The organism is Streptomyces sp. NBC_01320, from assembly GCF_035974375.1.
Classification (GTDB): Bacteria; Actinomycetota; Actinomycetes; order Streptomycetales; family Streptomycetaceae; genus Streptomyces; species Streptomyces yanii.
This window is the reverse complement of record NZ_CP108390.1, coordinates 4,330,586-4,349,488: the sequence shown is the minus strand read 5'-3', so window position 1 is coordinate 4,349,488 and position 18,903 is coordinate 4,330,586. Positions and strand designations below refer to the sequence as shown.

Below are 18,903 nucleotides of genomic sequence, written 5' to 3'. Positions count from 1 at the left end.
TCGGGGGCGCGGGAGCCTGGCGCACAATAGGTGGACGCACGGCTGAAGGGGAACATGCCAATGAGCGCCGAGGACCTCGAAAAGTACGAGACCGAGATGGAGCTGAAGCTCTACCGGGAGTACCGAGACGTCGTCGGTCTGTTCAAATATGTGATCGAGACCGAACGGCGCTTCTACCTCACCAACGACTACGAGATGCAGGTGCACTCGGTTCAGGGTGAGGTCTTCTTCGAGGTGTCCATGGCGGACGCGTGGGTCTGGGACATGTACCGGCCCGCCCGGTTCGTCAAACAGGTACGCGTCCTGACCTTCAAGGACGTCAACATCGAAGAACTCAACAAGAGCGATCTCGAACTCCCGGGCGGCTGAGCCGCCGCGGCGGTCGCCGGTCCGTCCGGGTGGCCGGGTTGTCCACAACCGCTGAGTTGTCCACCAAGATCCACCAGCGGGGCTCGGACGCGTCATCGTCGGTGCCGGAGGTGGTGCCGAATGAACGCACGGGGGGCACTCGGGCGGTACGGCGAGGATCTGGCGGCGCGGCTGCTGACCGACGCCGGCATGGCCGTACTGGAACGGAACTGGCGCTGTCGCGCCGGTGAGATCGACATCGTGGCGATGGACGGGGACGCGCTGGTCGTCTGCGAGGTCAAGACCCGCAGGGCGGGGGCGTTCCAGCATCCGATGGCGGCCGTCGGCCCGGTGAAGGCGGACCGGTTGCGGCGGCTCGCCGAGATCTGGCTCGACCGGAACGGCGGCCCGCCGCCGGGCGGGGTGCGGATCGATCTGATCGGCGTGATGCTGCCCGGACGGGGCGCGCCGGTCGTCGAGCACGCGCGAGGGGTGGCCTGATGGGGTTCGCGCGGGCGTGCTCGGTGGCGCTGGTCGGCGTCGAAGGCGTGGTGGTGGAGGTCCAGGCGGACCTGGAGCCGGGGGTGGCGGCGTTCACCCTGGTCGGTCTGCCGGACAAGAGCCTGGTGGAGAGCCGGGACCGGGTCAGGGCCGCCGTGGTCAACTCCGGGGCGGAGTGGCCGCAGAAGAAACTCACGGTCGGGCTCTCGCCGGCTTCCGTGCCCAAAGGAGGCAGCGGCTTCGATCTCGCTGTCGCGTGTGCCGTACTCGGTGCGGCCGAGCGGATCGATGCCTCGGCCATCTCCGATGTGGTGATGATCGGGGAGCTCGGCCTCGACGGCTGGGTGCGGCCGGTCCGCGGTGTGCTGCCAGCCGTGCTTGCCGCTGCGGAGGCGGGGTACCGGAAGGTCGTCGTGCCCGAACAGACCGCGGGCGAGGCGGCGCTGGTGCCCGGCGTCTCGGTCCTCGGTGTGCGGAGCCTGCGGCAGTTGATCGCGGTGCTCAGCGACGAGCCGGTACCCGACGAGCGGGAGGGTGACGAGGAAGGACGCCCCTCCACGATGCTGGCGGGGCTGATGGTGCCGGGCGCGGGCATCGGCAGCGGACTGGCACGGATCGCCGCGCAGGGCGAGGGGCGTCACCCGGACCTGGCGGACGTCGCCGGCCAGGAGACGCCGCGTCTGGCCCTCGCGGTCGCAGCGGCGGGCGGGCACCATCTGCTGCTCTCCGGACCGCCGGGCGCGGGCAAGACCATGCTGGCCGAGCGACTGCCCGCGATTCTGCCGACGCTGAGCCGGCAGGAATCCCTGGAGGTGACCGCGGTGCACTCGGTGGCGGGCATCCTGCCGCCGGGTGAGCCGCTGGTCACCCGGGCGCCCTACTGTGCGCCGCACCACTCGGCGACGATGCAGTCGCTTGTCGGCGGGGGGAACGGGCTGCCGAAGCCCGGGGCGGTCTCGCTGGCCCACAGGGGTGTGCTGTTCCTGGACGAGGCGCCGGAGTTCTCCGTCCGGGCGCTCGACGCGCTGCGCCAGCCGCTTGAGTCGGGGCATGTGGTGGTGGCGCGCAGCGCCGGAGTGGTGCGGCTGCCCGCCAGATTCCTGATGGTGCTGGCGGCCAATCCCTGCCCCTGCGGGCGCCACACCCTCACCGGCGCCGGTTGCGAATGCCCGCCCTCTTCGGTCCGCCGCTACCAGGCGAGACTCTCCGGGCCGCTGCTCGACCGGGTGGATCTGCGGGTGGTCGTCGCACCGGTCACGCGCGAGGACCTCATGGGCCCGAGCGGCCGGGGCGAGCCCACGGCCGTCGTCGCGGCGCGGGTACGGGAAGCCAGGGCCCGGGCGGCAGAACGGCTTGCGGGCACGGGATGGACCACCAACAGCGAGGTACCCGGCCATGAGCTGCGAACCCGGCTGCTCGCGGCGCCGGGGGCGCTCATGGAGGCCGAACGGGACATGGAGCGGGGGCTGCTCACCGCGCGGGGACTCGATCGGGTGCTGCGGGTGGCGTGGACCGTCGCCGATCTGCGCGGCGCGGATCGCCCGGAGGCGTCCGATATCGCGGTGGCCCTGGAACTACGGACCGGGATCGCCCGGGGAGCCCTGGCCCGGGGCGGGACGTCATGACGCCGGGGGCTACGGCGAGGGGCGGGGCGTGATGACGCCGGAGTCGGTGGGAGACCACGCACCACGGCGTGGGCAGGAGGCGGTGGGCGGCCACCAACCGGTGCGCGCGCCGGGGACGGTGGGGGAGCGGGACCGGCTGGCACGGGCTGCGCTGACCCGCGTGCTGGAGCCGGGGGACGAGCACGGTGGCCGCTGGCTGCGCCAAGTCGGCGCCGTCGAGCTGATGCGGCGGCTCACGTCCCGCGACGGGACCGCGGAAGAGCTGAGCGGCATGACACCGAAGCGGCTCGCCGGATACCGGTTGCGGGTCGGGTCGGCCGAGCCCGAGCGTGACCTCGCGGCGGTCGCCGCGGTGGGCGGCCGCCTGGTCTGTCCCGGTGACCGGGAGTGGCCCAGCCAGCTCGACGACCTGGGCGACTCCAGGCCGACCGCGCTCTGGGTGCGGGGCCGGGCCGATCTGCGGCTCTGGGCGCTGCGTTCCGTCGCCGTGGTCGGCGCACGCGCCTGCACTCCGTACGGGGCGCATATGGCGGCGAGCCTCGCTTCCGGGCTGGCGGAGCTGGGATGGGTGGTCGTGTCGGGCGCCGCGTACGGAGTGGACGGGGCGGCACACCGTGGCGCACTCGCGGCCGGCGGGGCGACGATGGCGGTCCTGGCCTGCGGCGTCGACGTCGCCTATCCCCGAGGCCATGCCGAGCTGATCGGACGCGTGGCGGAACAGGGTCTGATCATCGGAGAGTTGCCGCCGTCCGATCATCCGACACGCAGCAGATTTGTCCTTCGGAACAGGGTGATTGCCGCGTTGACGCGGGGAACGGTCGTGGTGGAGGCGCAATACCGCAGCGGTTCGCTCGTCACGGCGCGCAGGGCTCAGCAGCTCGGCCGCTTCACCATGGGGGTTCCGGGACCCGCCACCAGCGGGCTGTCTGCCGGTGTCCACGAACTGCTCCGGGGCGAAGGCGTCCTGGTCACGGATGCCTCGGAGGTGGCCGAACTGGTGGGGGACATCGGTGATCTCGCTCCCGCCCGACGCGGTCCTCTGCTTCCCAGGGACCTGCTGGACGCCGTCTGCGCCCGGATCCTCGACGCCCTGCCCTCCCGAGGTTCCGTCAACGCGAGGGACATCGCCCGCACCGCGGGCACCGGCACCGACGAAGCGCTCGGCAGGTTGTACGAACTCCACTCACTGGGGTTCGTCGAACGTAATGGCGATGGATGGCAGTTGACGCGGCAGTCGGCACGCAATGGGGGCCTGCGGCGAGGCGGTCCTTGACCTGGAGCATTCGGGTGAAAAGGTGATGCCGGTGACCTCGGCGGATCCTTCGGCGACCCCTCCGGGACCGCTGCACAAGCGACGGGCCCGGAGCGTAGTCGTGTCTGTTCCCCCAGAAGTACCCGGCGCTGATGCTTTATCCTGCGCGCACCGCGACGCTTCAGTCACGCTACGCTCACAAGGAATCCGACTCAGACACAAGTCCCCCAGCACTTCACAGCAGAACGGCTCAAGGCACCACATGCCCCAGCACACCTCCGGGTCTGACCGCGCAGCAGTGCCACCCGCTGCGCGTGGCACTGTGCGCCCCCCTGCCCCCTCCTCGCTCGACGAGTTGTGGCGTTCGTACAAGTCCACGGGCGACGGCCGGCTGCGGGAGCAGCTGATCCTTCACTACTCGCCGCTGGTGAAGTACGTCGCGGGCCGGGTGAGCGTGGGACTGCCGTCCAATGTCGAGCAGGCGGACTTCGTCTCCTCGGGGGTCTTCGGACTGATTGACGCGATCGAGAAGTTCGACATCGAACGGGCCATCAAGTTCGAGACGTACGCGATCACGCGTATCCGCGGCGCGATGATCGACGAGCTCCGGGCGCTCGACTGGATCCCGCGCTCCGTACGGCAGAAGGCGCGGGCCGTGGAGCGCGCCTACGCGACACTGGAGGCGCAGTTGCGGCGTACCCCGTCCGAGGCGGAGGTCGCGGCGGAGATGGGCATCGCCCTGGAAGAACTGCATGCGGTTTTCAGCCAGTTGTCGCTGGCGAACGTGGTCGCGCTGGAGGAGCTGCTGCATGTCGGCGGCGAGGGCGGCGACCGGCTGAGCCTGATGGACACCCTTGAGGACACCGCCGCCGACAATCCGGTGGAGGTAGCCGAGGACCGTGAGCTCCGACGGCTGCTCGCCCGGGCGATCAACACGCTCCCGGACCGCGAGAAGACTGTCGTCACCCTCTACTACTACGAGGGGCTCACCCTCGCCGAGATCGGCAACGTGCTCGGGGTGACCGAGAGCCGGGTCAGCCAGATCCACACCAAATCGGTGCTGCAGCTCCGCGCGAAACTGGCCGACGCGGGACGTTGAGCAGCGGTCCGGCCGGGCGATGTTGGCTGCCCGCGCCCTCTCTCGAACGCCTGCCGCCGTAGAGTGGATCCGTGCCCAGGATTCGAGCGGCCTCCGTGGCCGAGCACCGGACCATGCAGCGCGGCGCCCTCCTGGACGCTGCCCGCTCCCTGCTGTCCGAGGGCGGTACGGAGGCGTTGACCTTCCCCGCTCTCGCCGAGCGCACGGGCCTTGCGCGGTCCTCCGTCTACGAGTACTTCCGTTCCCGCGCGGCCGTCGTCGAGGAGCTGTGCGCCGTCGACTTTCCCGTCTGGGCGGCCGAGGTCGAGAACGCGATGGAGCGGGCGCAGACGCCCGAGGGGAAGATCGAGGCGTATGTACGCCGCCAGCTCGATCTGGTCGGGGACCGGAGGCACCGCGCTGTTGTCGCCATCTCGGCGAGCGAGCTGGACGCAGGCGCACGGGAGAAGATCCGGGCAGCCCACGGCGGGCTGATCGCCATGATTGTCGAGGCGCTCGGTGACCTCGGCCATGAACAGCCGAGGCTGGCGGCGATGCTGCTGCAGGGCTCGGTGGACGCCGCCGTGCGCCGTATCGAACTGGGCGTGGCGGAGGCGCCCGGGGTGATCGCTGACACCGCCGTCGCCATGGTCCTGCGGGGCGTACGGGGCTGACGCCCGCACCTGGTCGCCGCCGCGACGAGGAGGACGGCAGGGTCTGCGTACCCGACGGCGCCCGGCGCCCGCGGCTCCGGTACGCCGAACACCGGCAGCAGCCGCGAAGGACCCCGCCGCAGCAGCGCAGGAGGCAGCAGCGACAGCGGATCCAGATATGCGTCACCACGCCGCAGTCCCCAGTGCAGACACCCGGACTCGCAGTGGAACGGCCCGGCCTCCATGACCGCGACCGGCTGGCCGGCGCGGACCTCGTCACCTTCCGAGACCAGCGCCCGCACCGGCTCGTACGTCGTGCGCAGCGGCGGATCACCGGTCCCCGCCACCTCGATCGACAGCACCCCCCGTCCCGCGACGCGCCCCGCGAACGAGACCCGGCCGTCGGCTGCGGCTCGCACCTGGACACCCGGAGCGGCGGCGAGGTCGACGCCACGGTGCCCCCGCCCGTAGGCCCCGGCCGGCGGCTCCCACCCCCGTACGACCACGGGCCGCCCCGCGAGCGGCCACGCGCGCCCGCCGTCCTGCGTGGGGTTGTCCGCGGCGGCGGCGCGGCCCGCACCGCACAACATCGTGAGCGCGGTCATGAACGCCGCCACGAGTGCTGCCACGAGCGCCGCCCGGGCCCGGCGAGCCGTCGGTTCAGGTCTGTATCGCATGACCCGAACCGTTCCGCACCCGGCGGATCCACGGGGATCATGGACCGGATCTGTGGACTACTCGCCGGTTGTGGACAGCGCCGTCACCCGGCACCCGACGGGTCCCGTACACTTCTTGTGGCGATCCGGGTCACCGGGTCGACTTCGCACGCCCCGCCACCTCCCTCTCTGCGGACGGTGGCCGCGCTCCTCGGTCCCTCGTGGCATGGCGCGTCGGGGCGTCAGGCGCGACCGCAATCCTGCGGTTGCGACAACCGAGTACCTCAAGGAGTACGGCCATGGCCGTCGTCACGATGCGGGAGCTGCTGGAGAGCGGCGTCCACTTCGGTCACCAGACCCGTCGCTGGAACCCGAAGATGAAGCGCTTCATCTTCACCGAGCGCAACGGCATCTACATCATCGACCTGCTCCAGTCGCTGTCGTACATCGACCGCGCCTACGAGTTCGTCAAGGAGACCGTCGCGCACGGCGGCTCCATCATGTTCGTGGGTACGAAGAAGCAGGCCCAGGAGGCCATCGCCGAGCAGGCGACGCGCGTCGGCATGCCGTACGTCAACCAGCGTTGGCTCGGTGGCATGCTCACCAACTTCTCCACCGTCTACAAGCGCCTTCAGCGTCTGAAGGAGCTTGAGCAGATCGACTTCGAGGACGTGGCCGCCTCCGGCCTCACCAAGAAGGAGCTCCTGGTCCTCTCCCGTGAGAAGGCCAAGCTGGAGAAGACCCTCGGTGGTATCCGCGAGATGCAGAAGGTGCCCAGCGCCGTCTGGATCGTCGACACCAAGAAGGAGCACATCGCCGTCGGTGAGGCGCGCAAGCTCCACATCCCGGTCGTCGCGATCCTCGACACCAACTGCGACCCCGACGAGGTCGACTACAAGATCCCGGGCAACGACGACGCGATCCGCTCCGTCACCCTGCTCACCCGCGTGATCGCCGACGCCGTCGCCGAGGGCCTCATCGCCCGTTCCGGCGCTGCGACCGGCGACTCGAAGCCGGGCGACAAGGCTGCCGGTGAGCCGCTCGCCGAGTGGGAGCGCGACCTGCTCGAGGGCGACAAGAAGGCGGACGCCGAGGTTCAGACGTCTGCTGAGACCGAGAAGGTCGCGGACGCCGCCGAGGCACCGGCCGAGGTTGCTGCCGAGGCGCCGGCCGAGGTTGCTGCCGAGGCGCCGGCCGAGGCCGCTGCCGAGGCTCCGGCCGCGGACGCCGAGCAGGCCTGACGACTCCGTCACGGCTGAATGACGGCGGGGGCTGGTGCCACAGGCACCGCCCCCGCCGTTCACCCGTAGATCTTTCAGACTTCGAGAGAGAAACACAGACTCATGGCGAACTACACCGCCGCTGACGTCAAGAAGCTCCGTGAGCTCACCGGCGCCGGCATGATGGACTGCAAGAAGGCGCTCGACGAGGCCGACGGCATCGTCGACAAGGCCGTCGAGGCGCTCCGTATCAAGGGTCAGAAGGGCGTCGCCAAGCGCGAGGGCCGTTCTGCCGAGAACGGTGCTGTCGTCTCCCTCATCTCCGAGGACAAGACCTCCGGCGTCCTGCTGGAGCTGAAGTGCGAGACGGACTTCGTCGCCAAGGGCGAGAAGTTCCTGGCCGTCGCCGACGCTCTCGCCGCCCACGTCGCCGCGACCTCGCCGGCCGACCTGGCCTCGCTGCTCGCCTCCGAGATCGAGGCCGGCAAGACTGTTCAGGCCTACGTCGACGAGGCCAACGCCAACCTCGGCGAGAAGATCGTCCTGGACCGCTTCGCGCAGTTCACCGGCGGTTACGTGGCTGCGTACATGCACCGCACCATGCCCGACCTCCCGCCGCAGGTCGGCGTCCTGGTCGAGTTGGACAAGGAGAACGCCGAGGTCGCCAAGGACGTCGCGCAGCACATTGCCGCCTTCGCCCCGAAGTACCTCAACCGCGACGAGGTTCCGGCCGAGACGGTCGAGAACGAGCGTCGTGTCGCCGAGGCCACCTCTCGCGAGGAGGGCAAGCCCGAGGCCGCCCTTCCGAAGATCGTTGAGGGTCGCGTCAACGGCTTCTTCAAGGACGTCGTCGTCCTGGAGCAGGCCTTCGCCAAGGACAACAAGAAGTCCGTCCAGAAGGTCCTGGACGAGGCCGGTGTCACCCTGAAGCGCTTCTCGCGCATCAAGGTCGGCATCTGAGTCCGTCCGCGAAAAACGGTGGACCCCGATAGGGTCTGGTGCAGTCGTACGGCCGCACACCCGCCGTACGACCGCAGATCTGACGAGGAGGCCATTGCCGCTGAGGGACACCAGACCCACCGGCAATGGCCTTCTTCGTATGTGCACGAGGAGAATCTCCATGAACAAGGGCGCGGACGCCGCCAAAGGTGACCATAAGCGCGAGGACGGCAAGGTGGCCGGACGCTTCATGCTGAAGCTGTCCGGAGAGGCATTCGCCGGCGGCGGGGGCCTCGGCGTCGACCCCGACGTCGTACACGCCATCGCCCGGGAAATCGCGGCTGTCGTCCGGGGCGGTGCGGAAATCGCGGTTGTCATCGGCGGCGGCAACTTCTTCCGCGGCGCCGAGCTCCAGCAGCGCGGCATGGACCGGGCCCGGTCCGACTACATGGGCATGCTTGGCACCGTCATGAACTGTCTGGCGCTCCAGGACTTCCTGGAGAAGGAGGGCATCGACTCCCGCGTCCAGACCGCCATCACCATGGGGCAGGTCGCGGAGCCGTATATCCCGCTGCGCGCCGTGCGGCACCTGGAGAAGGGACGCGTCGTCATCTTCGGCGCCGGTATGGGCATGCCGTACTTCTCCACCGACACCACCGCCGCCCAGCGCGCCCTGGAGATCGACGCCGAGGGCCTGCTCATGGGTAAGAACGGGGTGGACGGGGTCTACGACTCCGACCCGAAGACCAACCCCGACGCGGTGAAGTTCGACGCGCTGGAGTACAGCGAGGTGCTCGCCCGCGATCTCAAGATTGCCGACGCCACCGCCATCACGCTCTGCCGTGACAACCAGCTGCCGATCCTCGTCTTCGAGCTGACCGCGGCCGGCAATATCGCCCGCGCCGTCAAGGGTGAGAAGATCGGCACGCTCGTGAGCGACCAGGGCACCCGGGCCTGACAACCGGGGGGGCCGCCCGGGGGAATCCCCCCGATGGCCCCGGGGCCGACCGGGGACACCCGGGGGACGGTCCCGAAGGATGGACAACGGCCTGCCGGTCGGACACCGTGCAGGTGAGGACGCGACGCAGGACCCGCCGGGCCCGAGCATGCCGGGCCCACTCAAGACACGCAGGAGCACGTGGTGATCGAAGAAACCCTCCTCGAGGCCGAGGAGAAGATGGAGAAGGCCGTCGTGGTCGCGAAGGAAGACTTCGCCGCGATCCGCACCGGCCGTGCGCACCCGGCGATGTTCAACAAGATCGTCGCCGACTACTACGGCGCCCTGACCCCGATCAACCAGCTGGCCTCTTTCTCGGTTCCCGAGCCGCGCATGGCTGTCGTGACGCCGTTCGACAAGAGCGCGCTGCGCAACATCGAGCAGGCCATCCGCGACTCCGACCTCGGCGTCAACCCGAGCAACGACGGCAATATCATCCGAGTGACCTTCCCCGACCTCACCGAGGAGCGTCGTCGCGACTACATCAAGGTCGCGAAGACGAAGGCCGAGGACTCCAAGATCTCGATCCGGGCCGTCCGCCGCAAGGCGAAGGAGATCCTGGACAAGCTGGTCAAGGACAAGGAGTCCGGCGAGGACGAGGTGCGCCGCGCCGAGAAGGAGCTCGACGACACCACTGCGAAGTACGTCGCGCAGGTCGACGAGCTGCTCAAGCACAAGGAAGCCGAGCTGCTCGAAGTCTGATGAACGACTCTTCCTGGGGCGCCCCGCAGGGAGCCGGCTACGGGGGTACGCCCGAGATGAGGGCTGCCCCCGCGGGTCCTGCATACGATGTGCATGACGCCCAGCACACTCGGCCCATGCCCATCGTGCCGGACGTTCCCGACGCAGGTAGAGACGCTGACGACCGTGACGACCGGAACGGGGGAGCCTCCGGCCGGCGCGGCGTTCCCCCGTACCGTGACGAGAAGCCGCAGGAGCCCATGTCCACCGCGCCGCCGCCCCCGCAGAAGAAACGTGCGGGTCGTGACCTGCGAGCCGCCATAGGGGTCGGTGTGGGGCTCGGGGCCGTCATCGTCGCCTCGCTCTTCATCGTGAAGGCCGTCTTCATCGGCGTGATAGCGATCGCCGTCGTCGTCGGCCTCTGGGAACTCACCTCCCGGCTGCAGGAGCGCAAGGGCATCAAGGCACCGCTCGTACCGCTCGCGATCGGCGGCGCGGCGATGGTCGTGGCCGGCTACATGCGCGGAGCCGAGGGCGCCTGGGTCGCCATGGCGCTGACCGCCCTGGCAGTGCTGGTCTGGCGGATGACCGAGCCGCCCGAGGGATACCTCAGGGACGTCACGGCCGGTGTTTTCGCCGCGTTCTACGTACCCTTCCTGGCCACGTTCGTCGCGATGCTGCTGAGCGCGCACGACGGGCCGCAGCGGGTGCTCACCTTCCTCCTGCTGACCGTGGTCAGCGACACGGGCGCGTACGCCGTCGGCTGGCGCTTCGGCAAGCACAAGCTCGCGCCGCGGATCAGCCCCGGGAAGACCCGCGAGGGACTGTTCGGAGCCGTCGCCTTCGCGATGGTCGCCGGCGCGCTGTGCATGCAGTTCCTGATCGACGACGGCACGTGGTGGCAGGGACTGCTGCTCGGCCTGGCCGTCGCTGCCAGCGCCACCCTCGGCGACCTGGGCGAGTCCATGATCAAGCGGGATCTCGGGATCAAGGACATGGGCACGCTGCTGCCCGGTCACGGCGGGATCATGGACCGACTGGACTCGCTGCTGCCGACCGCTCCGGTGGTCTGGCTCCTACTGGTGCTCTTCGTCGGCTCCGGCTGAGAAGTCGGGCCGCCACCATCCCGACCTGCGTTTCTTCATGTGAGGGTCCGTTGTCCACAGGACGGCGGGCCCTCACTCGTCTGTCTGCGACACGGGACGAACCGTGCCTCGGCCCGGAGAGTTCGGCCAGGAACGGGACACGGGCGCCGTGTGACCTGCATCTCAGGCAACAACATCACTGATCGCCTTTCCGGTTCAGGCTCCCGTGTGCAGCGGGTCGGTGAGCATGCGGTGGATCGACTCCGCAGTCGAACCGTCGAACCGTCCCTGTGGCCACCCCGTGACGGCGACCGCACGGTCACACAGCCCGGGTAACCGCGCCGGTGTCCAGGCCGCCCGGGTGAGCCCGAGGCCCGCCACGGGCCGGGGTATGTCCGAGAAGGGACCATCCGGCGGTGCTTGGGCGGGGCCGCGGAGTGCCGCGTCGACTCAGCCGGAGTGGCTGTCCCACGCTTGTCGTGCAACGCATCGGTGAAGTGGACGAAGCAGCGTCGCGCTCTGCTCTGAGGAGAACCGGGTGAATCCATGGGCCGCGATCGCGGCGTCCGCAGTGATCTCCTCGTATGCGGTGGTGTCGCGTCGGTTGTCCACGACGATGCTCTCCGGGCCCATGATGTTCGTTTCCTTCGGCCTGGTGCTTGGGCCGCTGGGCCTGGATCTGTTGGACCGCCGTACGAACCCCGAGCTCATCCGAGTGCTGTTGGAAAGCGCGTTGGCGCTCGTACTGTTCACGGGAGCCGCCTCGATCCGAACGCGGGAACTGCGCCGGGAACACTTCCTGCCGGTACGGCTACTGGCTGTCGGGTTGCCGTTGACCATGGCTTTCGGGTGGCTCGTGGCATGGCTCCTCCTGCCTGGCCTCACCGTGTGGGAGCTCGCGCTCGTTGCCGTCATCCTGGCTCCCACCGACGCGGCGCTGGGACAGCAGGCGGTCTCGGACCGCAGTATCCCGGCTCTCGTGCGGCACGGCTTGAGCGTCGAGTCGGGACTCAACGACGGTATGGCGGTGCCTTTCTTCTTGCTGGCCCTCGCGGCGGCCGGTGGGGGGCACGATGGACACCAGGGTCCGACGGCGGTCTTCTTCCTCGCCCTCGTGGCCAGCAGCGCCATCGGACTGGTGGTCGGGTGGCTGGGCGCGCGGGTGCTGCGATGGTCGTCAGCCCGGGGGTGGAGCGCGCCCGACTGGCGGCCCATCCTGGTTCTCGCGGTGCTGGTGATCGCCTACGCGTTGTGCATCGTGGTCGACGGGAGTGGTTTCATCGGGGCATGGACCGCCGGACTGGCCTTTGGCGCGGTGCTGCGTACGGGACGGGTCGCCGGGTCTTCGGGTGCCGCTGATGAAGGCAGCGGCGGGGACGTCGGGTTTCTTGAGCGTCTCGGCGAGTTGCTGGCCGCGCTGAGTTTCCTGATCTTCGGCGGGGCCATCCTGGGCCCCTCCCTCGAGCACGTGAACTGGCGGATGCCGGTGTATGCCGTGCTCAGCCTCAGCATCATCCGCATGCTTCCCGTAGCCGTCTCACTGATCGGCACCGGACTGCGTCTTCCCTCGATCGCGTACACCGGCTGGTTCGGCCCGCGCGGGCTGGCATCCGTGGTGCTCGGACTGATCGCTTTCGAAGAGCATCTGCCGGGGACGGATCTGCTCACCGGTGTCGTCGCCGTAACCGTGGCTCTCAGCGTCTGCCTGCACGGCGCATCAGCGGCATTTCTGGGCTCCCGCTACGGCAGGTGGTACGCCCGAGCTCGCCGCCGGAGCCCGGAACTGCGGGAAGGGTCCGCCGAATCCTCAGCCTGATCCCGTCGGCACCATCGGCATGACGAGCGGCGCGGCCGGTCAGGCTCAGGCTCTGCTCCGGGCCAGGGCAAAGAAGCGCCGGTTCCGCAAGAAGCGGTAGGCGCCGCCCGAGCACCTCGCGCGGCCCCGACCCCACCGGCTCACAGTCTCATTCGCGGCCCCAGCCGTTCAGCTCCCCGGCGAGCACAGTCGCGCCACCAACCTGTCCGGACAGCTCTCAGGCCGCGCCGTACTCGTGTGGTCGGCCGCCCTGCCACTCCACCCACCGGGGGTCGTCCAGCACGTCATCGGCGTCCGGCAGGCCGGCGCGGCGGAGGAACTCGACCACGTCGGCGTCGCTGCGGGCGAGGCCCGCGGTCTGAGCGCGGATCGTCACTCGACGGCCACCCGCTCCTGCTGCTCGGTGCACGACGATCGGTGCGTCACGCGTGTCCTCGGGGTCCGGCAGCTCGCGGCTCAAAGCACTCCTCGCTCTCTTGGCTCTGTCGGGTCGGCAGTACGGGCACGTCGCGATGCCGTCCTCCGTCGGGCGATCCGAGAGCAGTTTTCGGACACATATTCGATTCTAGGGCGTGGTGGGCCGTTGTGCGCACCACCTGCCTGTCGTGCGATCGGTCACTGTCCCTGCGCGCGGCCGGGCCGTCCGTGGGCCGTCAAAGGGCCGCCGACGTCGACTGATGACGGCCGACGTCGACCGGGCCCGTGTGCCCCTCACCCCTCCTGAGCTGGTGAAGGCCTCTACCGCCACGGCGTGTCTGCCACACTGGACGGACCATGCCTAAGCCCGGAGAACTCACTTTCGTCGCGCCCCGCGGAGCCAAGAAGCCGCCGCGGCACCTCGCCGACCTCACGCCCGCCGAGCGCAAGGAAGCCGTCGCCGCGATCGGCGAGAAGCCGTTCCGCGCGCAGCAGCTGTCGCAGCACTACTTCGCGCGGTACGCGCACGACCCGGCCGAGTGGACCAACATCCCGGCCGGTTCGCGGGACAAGCTCGCCGAGGCGATGTTCCCCGACCTGATGTCCGTGGTCCGGCACATCAGCTGCGACGACGACACCACCCGTAAGACGCTGTGGAAGCTGCACGACGGGACGCTGGTCGAGTCCGTCCTGATGCGCTACCCGGAGCGGGTGACGATGTGCATCTCGTCGCAGGCCGGATGCGGGATGAACTGTCCGTTCTGCGCGACGGGGCAAGCCGGTCTGGACCGCAACCTGTCGACCGCCGAGATCGTCCACCAGATCGTGGACGGTATGCGGGCGTTGCGTGACGGGGAGGTTCCGGGCGGGCCCGCGCGGCTCTCCAACATCGTCTTCATGGGCATGGGTGAGCCGCTCGCCAACTACAAGAGGGTGGTCGGCGCGATTCGCCGGCTGACCGACCCGGAGCCGGACGGTCTCGGTCTCTCGCAGCGCGGCATCACCGTCTCCACCGTGGGCCTGGTGCCGGCCATGCTGCGCTTTGCCGACGAGGGCTTCAAGTGCCGTCTCGCCGTCTCGCTGCACGCGCCGGACGACGAGTTGCGGGACACGCTCGTGCCGGTGAACACGCGCTGGAAGGTACGCGAGGTGCTGGACGCGGCGTGGGAGTACGCGGAGAAGTCCGGCCGCCGGATCTCCATCGAGTACGCGCTGATCCGCGACATCAACGACCAGGCCTGGCGCGGTGACCTGCTCGGCCGGCTCCTCAAGGGCAAGCGCGTCCATGTCAACCTGATCCCGCTCAACCCGACGCCCGGCTCGAAGTGGACCGCCTCCCGGCCCGAGGACGAGAAGGCGTTCGTCGACGCGATCGCGTCCCACGGAGTGCCCGTGACCGTGCGGGACACCCGCGGCCAGGAGATCGACGGGGCCTGCGGGCAGCTGGCGGCATCCGAGCGCTGAGGCCGAAAGGGCCCGTGTAACCTGGGCCCGAAATCAACTTCATATTCCGACAGGGGAGCGCCACAGCGCTGAGAGTGCGGCACCGAGGACAGGTTGGCCGCAGACCCTCTGAACCTCGCCCGGGTCATTCCGGGTAGGAAGTTCGGTCATCAACTCATGCTGTTGCGCCCTGCCCGTTTCTCCAAGGGCAGGGCCGCGTCTCTTCCTGGTCAAACCCAGGAGGAATTCATAATGAGCACCACCCGCACCACGCGTGGGACCAAGCAGCTCGCGGCGACGGCCGTCGCCGCCGCGCTCGGCGTGACGGCACTTGCCGGCTGCGGCAGTTCCGACGACTCGGCCTCGGGGCCCGGCGACACCAAGGGCTCCGGTTCGAAGACCGTGACCCTTGTCAGCCACGACTCGTTCAACGCCTCCAAGGACGTGCTGAAGGCGTTCACGCAGGAGACCGGCTACACGGTCAAGGTGCTGAAGAGCGGTGACGCAGGCGCCGCCCTCAACCAGGAGATCCTGACCAAGGGCTCCCCGCGCGGTGATGTGTTCTTCGGCGTCGACAACACCCTGCTCTCCCGCGCCCTCGATAACGGACTGTTCACTCCGTACGAGGCGAAGGGCATCGACCGGGTCGCGGCCGACTCCCAGCTGGACGCGGCCAAGCACCGGGTCACCCCGATCGACACCGGCGACATCTGCATCAACTACGACAAGAAGTACTTCGCCGACAAGAAGCTCGCGCCACCGAAGACCTTCGACGACCTGGCGAAGCCCGCGTACAAGAACCTTCTCGTCACGGAGAATGCCGCGACCTCGTCGCCCGGTCTCGGCTTCCTCCTCGGCACCGTGGCCACCTACGGCGAGAGCGGATACCAGGACTACTGGAAGAAGCTGAAGAGCAACGGCGTGAAGGTGGTCGACGGCTGGGAGCAGGCGTACAACGAGGAGTTCTCCGGGTCCGCGGGCGGCAAGAAGGCCAAGGCGGACCGGCCGCTCGTCGTCTCGTACGCCTCCAGCCCGCCGGTCGAGGTGCTCTATGCGAAGCCGCAGCCGAGCGAGGCTCCGACCGGCGTCGCGACCGGGACGTGCTTCCGTCAGATCGAGTTCGCCGGTCTGCTGAACGGCGCGAAGAACGAGGCGGGAGGCAAGGCGCTGCTGGACTTCCTGATCAGCAAGAAGTTCCAGGAGGACATGCCGCTCAACATGTTCGTGAACCCCGTCACCAAGGACGCAAAGCTGCCGGAGCTCTTCACGGAGTTCGGCGCTACGGTCGACAGGCCCGCGACCGTGGCCCCGGACGCCATCGCCAAGAACCGTGAGCAGTGGGTCCAGTCGTGGTCCTCGCTCGTAGTGAAGTAGCGAGGACTCCCGTACGCGGTCCGGGCGCGGGCGGGAAGGGGTCGCGGACCCGGACCGGGCTCGCGGACCCCCGGCGCGCAGGGGCATGGCGGGGGAGCGTGGTGCGGCTCGGTCTGATGGCCGTGCCCGTCGCGTTCTTCGCGCTGTTCTTCGCCCACCCCGTCGTCGCGATCGTCGGCCGCGGTCTGAAGGCCGACGGCGCCTGGCAGTTCGGCCGGATCGGCGAGGTCCTGACCAGGCCGGACATCCTCGACGTCCTCTGGTTCACTACCTGGCAGGCCCTCGCGTCGACCGCGCTGACCCTGTTGATCGCGCTGCCCGGCGCGTATGTCTTCGCCCGCTTCGACTTCCCCGGCAAGCAGGTGCTGAGGGCGGTCGTCACCGTGCCGTTCGTCCTGCCGACCGTCGTTGTGGGGACGGCCTTTCTGGCGTTGCTGGGGCGCGGCGGTTTCCTCGACGAACTGGCGGGCGTGAGTCTCGACACCACGGTGTGGGCGATCCTGCTCGCCCATGTCTTCTTCAACTACGCGGTCGTCGTGCGGACCGTCGGCGGGCTGTGGTCGCAACTCGACCCACGGCAGGAGGAGGCCGCCCGGGTACTGGGCGCCGGGCGGTTCGCGGCGTGGCGGCGGGTCACTCTGCCGGCCCTCGCGCCCGCGGTGGCCGCCGCCGGGCTGATGGTCTTCCTCTTCACGTTCACCTCCTTCGGGGTCGTACAGATCCTCGGCGGTCCGGCCTACTCCACGCTGGAGGTCGAGATCTACCGGCAGACCGCCCAGCTCCTCGACCTTCCGACGGCCGCCGTGCTGACGCTGGTTCAGTTCGCCGCGGTCGGCGCGATCCTGGCCGTGCACGCGTGGACCGTGCGGCGCAGGGAAACGGCGCTGAAGCTGGTCGATCCGGCGCAGACCTCCCGCAGGCCGCGCGGCACCGGGCAGTGGGCGCTGCTCGGTGGGGTCCTGCTGACGGTGCTGGTGCTGATCCTGCTGCCGCTCGGTGTGCTCGTGGAGCGTTCGCTGGACGCCCCCGGCGGCTACGGCTTCGGCTACTACCGCGCCCTGCAGTCCGTGGAGGCGAGCGGCAGCACGTTCCTGGTCGCACCTCTCGAAGCGATCGGGAACTCACTGCGGTACGCGCTGGTCGCGACTGCGATCGCGCTGCTCGTCGGCGGCCTTGCGGCGGCCGCGCTGACGCTCCCGCAGGCTCGAACGGACTCGGCCGGGGGGACCTCCCTGGCCGGGCGGCTGGTCCGCGGTTTCGACGCGCTGCTGATGCTGCCTCTCGGGGTGTCCGCCGTCACCGTCGGCTTCGGCTTTCTGATCACCCTGGACAAGCCCCCGCTGGATCTGAGGACTTCGTGGATCCTGGTGCCGCTTGCTCAGGCGCTGGTCGGCGTTCCCTTTGTCGTACGGACGATGCTGCCGGTCCTGCGGGCGGTGGACGGGCGGCTCCGGGAGGCGGCGGCGGTGCTCGGGGCATCGCCGCTGCGGGCCTGGCGCGAGGTCGATCTGCCGCTGGTGCGAAGAGCGGTGCTGGTCGCGGCGGGCTTCGCGTTCGCCGTGTCGCTCGGTGAGTTCGGGGCGACGGTGTTCATCGCGCGGCCCGACAACCCGACTTTGCCGGTGGCCGTGGCGCGGCTGCTGGGACGGTCCGGGGAGCTCAACTACGGGCAGGCGATGGCGCTCAGCACGATTCTGATGCTGGTGTGCGCGGTGTCGCTGCTGCTGCTCGAACGTATCCGCCCGGACCGGTCCGGGGAGTTCTGACGATGCTCGGGGTGTTCTGGACATGCTGACACTGGAATCCGCCACGGTCCTCTTCGGGAAGCGGGCGGCGCTCGACGCGGTGGATCTGAAGGTTGCGGACCACGAGACCGTCTGTGTCCTGGGGCCCAGTGGCAGCGGCAAGTCGACCCTGCTGCGCGTGATCGCCGGACTGCACCCGCCGGACGGCGGCAGGGTGCTCCTCGACGGCGTCGACCAGACCGGGGTGCCGGTGCACCGGCGCGGTCTCGGCCTGATGTTCCAGGACCATCAGCTCTTTCCGCACCGGGATGTCGGCGCCAACGTCGCCTTCGGGCTGCGCATGCGCGGCGTCACACGCGACGACCAGGACCGCAGGGTCGCCGAACTTCTCGAACTGGTGGGCCTGCCCGGCGCCGAACGGCGGGCCGTCGCCGCACTGTCCGGCGGAGAACAGCAGCGCGTCGCCCTCGCGCGGGCGCTCGCCCCGCGGCCGAAGCTGCTGATGCTGGACGAGCCGCTCGGCCAGCTGGACCGCAGTCTGCGCGAACGCCTCGTCGTCGAACTGCGCACCCTGTTCGCCCGGTTGGGGACGACGGTACTTGCCGTCACCCACGACCAGAGCGAGGCCTTCGCCCTCGCCGACCGGGTCGTCGTGATGCGCGACGGGCGGATCGCCCAGACGGGCACTCCGTTGGAGGTCTGGCAGCGCCCCGCCTCCGCATTCGTCGCCCGGTTCCTCGGCTTCGACAACGTGGTGGACGCGACGGTGACCGGCGCGGCGGCCGGTACGGCGTGGGGGAAGGTGCCGGTGCCGGACGGCTCGCCGCAGGGTCCGTGCGCTCTGCTGGTGCGTCCGGCGGGCGTACGGCTCGGATCCCCGGAGTCCGGGCTGCGCTGCACGGTGGGCGCGCGCACCTTCCGGGGCAACCATGTCGCCGTGACCCTCCACCCCGAGAGCGGTCCGGTCCTGGAGTCGGAGTGCCTGCTGCGGGACACCCCTCAGGAGGGCGCGCCGGTGGGCGTGACCTTCGACGCGTCGGAGACAGTGGTGCTGCCCGAGCGCCTCTAAGAGC

The 18,903-nt window shown here is 69.6% G+C and carries 17 protein-coding genes and 1 pseudogene; 16 read left to right on the top strand and 2 right to left on the bottom strand.

Annotated elements, in window-relative coordinates; all coding sequences use genetic code 11:
- Positions 1–60: 60 nt before the first annotated feature.
- From OG395_RS19585 to OG395_RS19560, 6 genes are all read left to right on the top strand, one after another.
- A complete protein-coding gene (locus OG395_RS19585; RefSeq protein WP_003965949.1) occupies positions 61–369 on the top strand; it encodes a DUF2469 domain-containing protein in 309 nt (102 codons plus the stop codon).
- Between the two features lie 120 nt (positions 370–489).
- On the top strand, positions 490–849 hold the full coding sequence (locus OG395_RS19580; RefSeq protein ID WP_327244121.1) for a YraN family protein: 360 nt from the start codon (positions 490–492) through the stop codon (positions 847–849).
- Positions 849–2,474: a YifB family Mg chelatase-like AAA ATPase gene (locus OG395_RS19575; RefSeq protein ID WP_327244120.1), complete on the top strand. Its 1,626-nt coding sequence runs from the start codon at positions 849–851 to the stop codon at positions 2,472–2,474. The genes OG395_RS19580 and OG395_RS19575 overlap by 1 nt, the downstream gene beginning before the upstream one ends.
- 31 nt (positions 2,475–2,505) lie before the next feature.
- Positions 2,506–3,747, top strand: coding sequence for a DNA-processing protein DprA (gene dprA, locus OG395_RS19570; protein WP_327244119.1), 1,242 nt, complete (start codon positions 2,506–2,508; stop codon positions 3,745–3,747).
- A gap of 241 nt (positions 3,748–3,988) precedes the next feature.
- On the top strand, positions 3,989–4,825 hold the full coding sequence (gene whiG / locus OG395_RS19565; RefSeq protein ID WP_266981018.1) for an RNA polymerase sigma factor WhiG: 837 nt from the start codon (positions 3,989–3,991) through the stop codon (positions 4,823–4,825).
- 95 nt (positions 4,826–4,920) lie between these two features.
- A complete protein-coding gene (locus tag OG395_RS19560) occupies positions 4,921–5,478 on the top strand; it encodes a TetR/AcrR family transcriptional regulator (protein ID WP_327249388.1) in 558 nt (185 codons plus the stop codon).
- A gap of 206 nt (positions 5,479–5,684) precedes the next feature.
- Here the strand turns inward: OG395_RS19560 and OG395_RS19555 are convergent.
- Positions 5,685–6,047 (bottom strand): annotated as a pseudogene (locus tag OG395_RS19555) (murein hydrolase activator EnvC family protein); the annotation flags it as partial.
- 365 nt (positions 6,048–6,412) lie between these two features.
- On the opposite strand from OG395_RS19555, the gene rpsB reads away from it, so the two are divergent.
- The 6 genes from rpsB (at position 6,413) to OG395_RS19525 (ending at position 12,851) form a co-directional block, all read left to right on the top strand.
- A complete protein-coding gene (gene rpsB / locus OG395_RS19550) occupies positions 6,413–7,354 on the top strand; it encodes a 30S ribosomal protein S2 (protein WP_327244118.1) in 942 nt (313 codons plus the stop codon).
- Positions 7,355–7,456: 102 nt separating this feature from the next.
- On the top strand, positions 7,457–8,293 hold the full coding sequence (gene tsf, locus OG395_RS19545; RefSeq protein ID WP_327244117.1) for a translation elongation factor Ts: 837 nt from the start codon (positions 7,457–7,459) through the stop codon (positions 8,291–8,293).
- Positions 8,294–8,453: 160 nt separating this feature from the next.
- Positions 8,454–9,230, top strand: coding sequence for a UMP kinase (gene pyrH / locus OG395_RS19540; protein WP_266981013.1), 777 nt, complete (start codon positions 8,454–8,456; stop codon positions 9,228–9,230).
- A gap of 183 nt (positions 9,231–9,413) precedes the next feature.
- Positions 9,414–9,971, top strand: a complete 558-nt coding sequence (gene frr, locus OG395_RS19535; RefSeq protein WP_266783436.1) for a ribosome recycling factor — start codon at positions 9,414–9,416, stop codon at positions 9,969–9,971.
- On the top strand, positions 9,971–11,056 hold the full coding sequence (locus OG395_RS19530; RefSeq protein WP_327244116.1) for a phosphatidate cytidylyltransferase: 1,086 nt from the start codon (positions 9,971–9,973) through the stop codon (positions 11,054–11,056). Before frr ends, OG395_RS19530 begins: the two co-directional genes overlap by 1 nt.
- Before the next feature lie 517 nt (positions 11,057–11,573).
- Positions 11,574–12,851 (top strand): cation:proton antiporter, encoded by a 1,278-nt coding sequence (locus OG395_RS19525; RefSeq protein ID WP_327244115.1) that lies wholly within the window; start codon positions 11,574–11,576, stop codon positions 12,849–12,851.
- 217 nt (positions 12,852–13,068) lie between these two features.
- Here OG395_RS19525 and OG395_RS19520 read toward each other — a convergent pair whose 3' ends face one another.
- Complete coding sequence (locus OG395_RS19520; protein ID WP_327244114.1) at positions 13,069–13,311, bottom strand: hypothetical protein; 243 nt, start codon at positions 13,309–13,311, stop codon at positions 13,069–13,071.
- 314 nt (positions 13,312–13,625) lie between these two features.
- Between OG395_RS19520 and rlmN the strand changes: the two genes are divergently transcribed.
- The 4 genes from rlmN to OG395_RS19500 all read left to right on the top strand — a co-directional run bounded on the left by rlmN (position 13,626) and on the right by OG395_RS19500 (position 18,899).
- The gene (rlmN, locus tag OG395_RS19515) at positions 13,626–14,732 is read left to right on the top strand and encodes a 23S rRNA (adenine(2503)-C(2))-methyltransferase RlmN (RefSeq protein WP_266981004.1); all 1,107 of its coding nucleotides are present in this window, start codon (positions 13,626–13,628) and stop codon (positions 14,730–14,732) included.
- A 231-nt stretch (positions 14,733–14,963) separates the two neighbouring features.
- Positions 14,964–16,085, top strand: a complete 1,122-nt coding sequence (locus tag OG395_RS19510) for a thiamine ABC transporter substrate-binding protein (protein ID WP_327244113.1) — start codon at positions 14,964–14,966, stop codon at positions 16,083–16,085.
- A gap of 116 nt (positions 16,086–16,201) precedes the next feature.
- The gene (locus tag OG395_RS19505) at positions 16,202–17,851 is read left to right on the top strand and encodes an ABC transporter permease (RefSeq protein ID WP_327249387.1); all 1,650 of its coding nucleotides are present in this window, start codon (positions 16,202–16,204) and stop codon (positions 17,849–17,851) included.
- A 22-nt stretch (positions 17,852–17,873) separates the two neighbouring features.
- Positions 17,874–18,899, top strand: coding sequence for an ABC transporter ATP-binding protein (locus OG395_RS19500; RefSeq protein WP_327244112.1), 1,026 nt, complete (start codon positions 17,874–17,876; stop codon positions 18,897–18,899).
- The last annotated feature ends 4 nt before the right edge of the window (positions 18,900–18,903 follow it).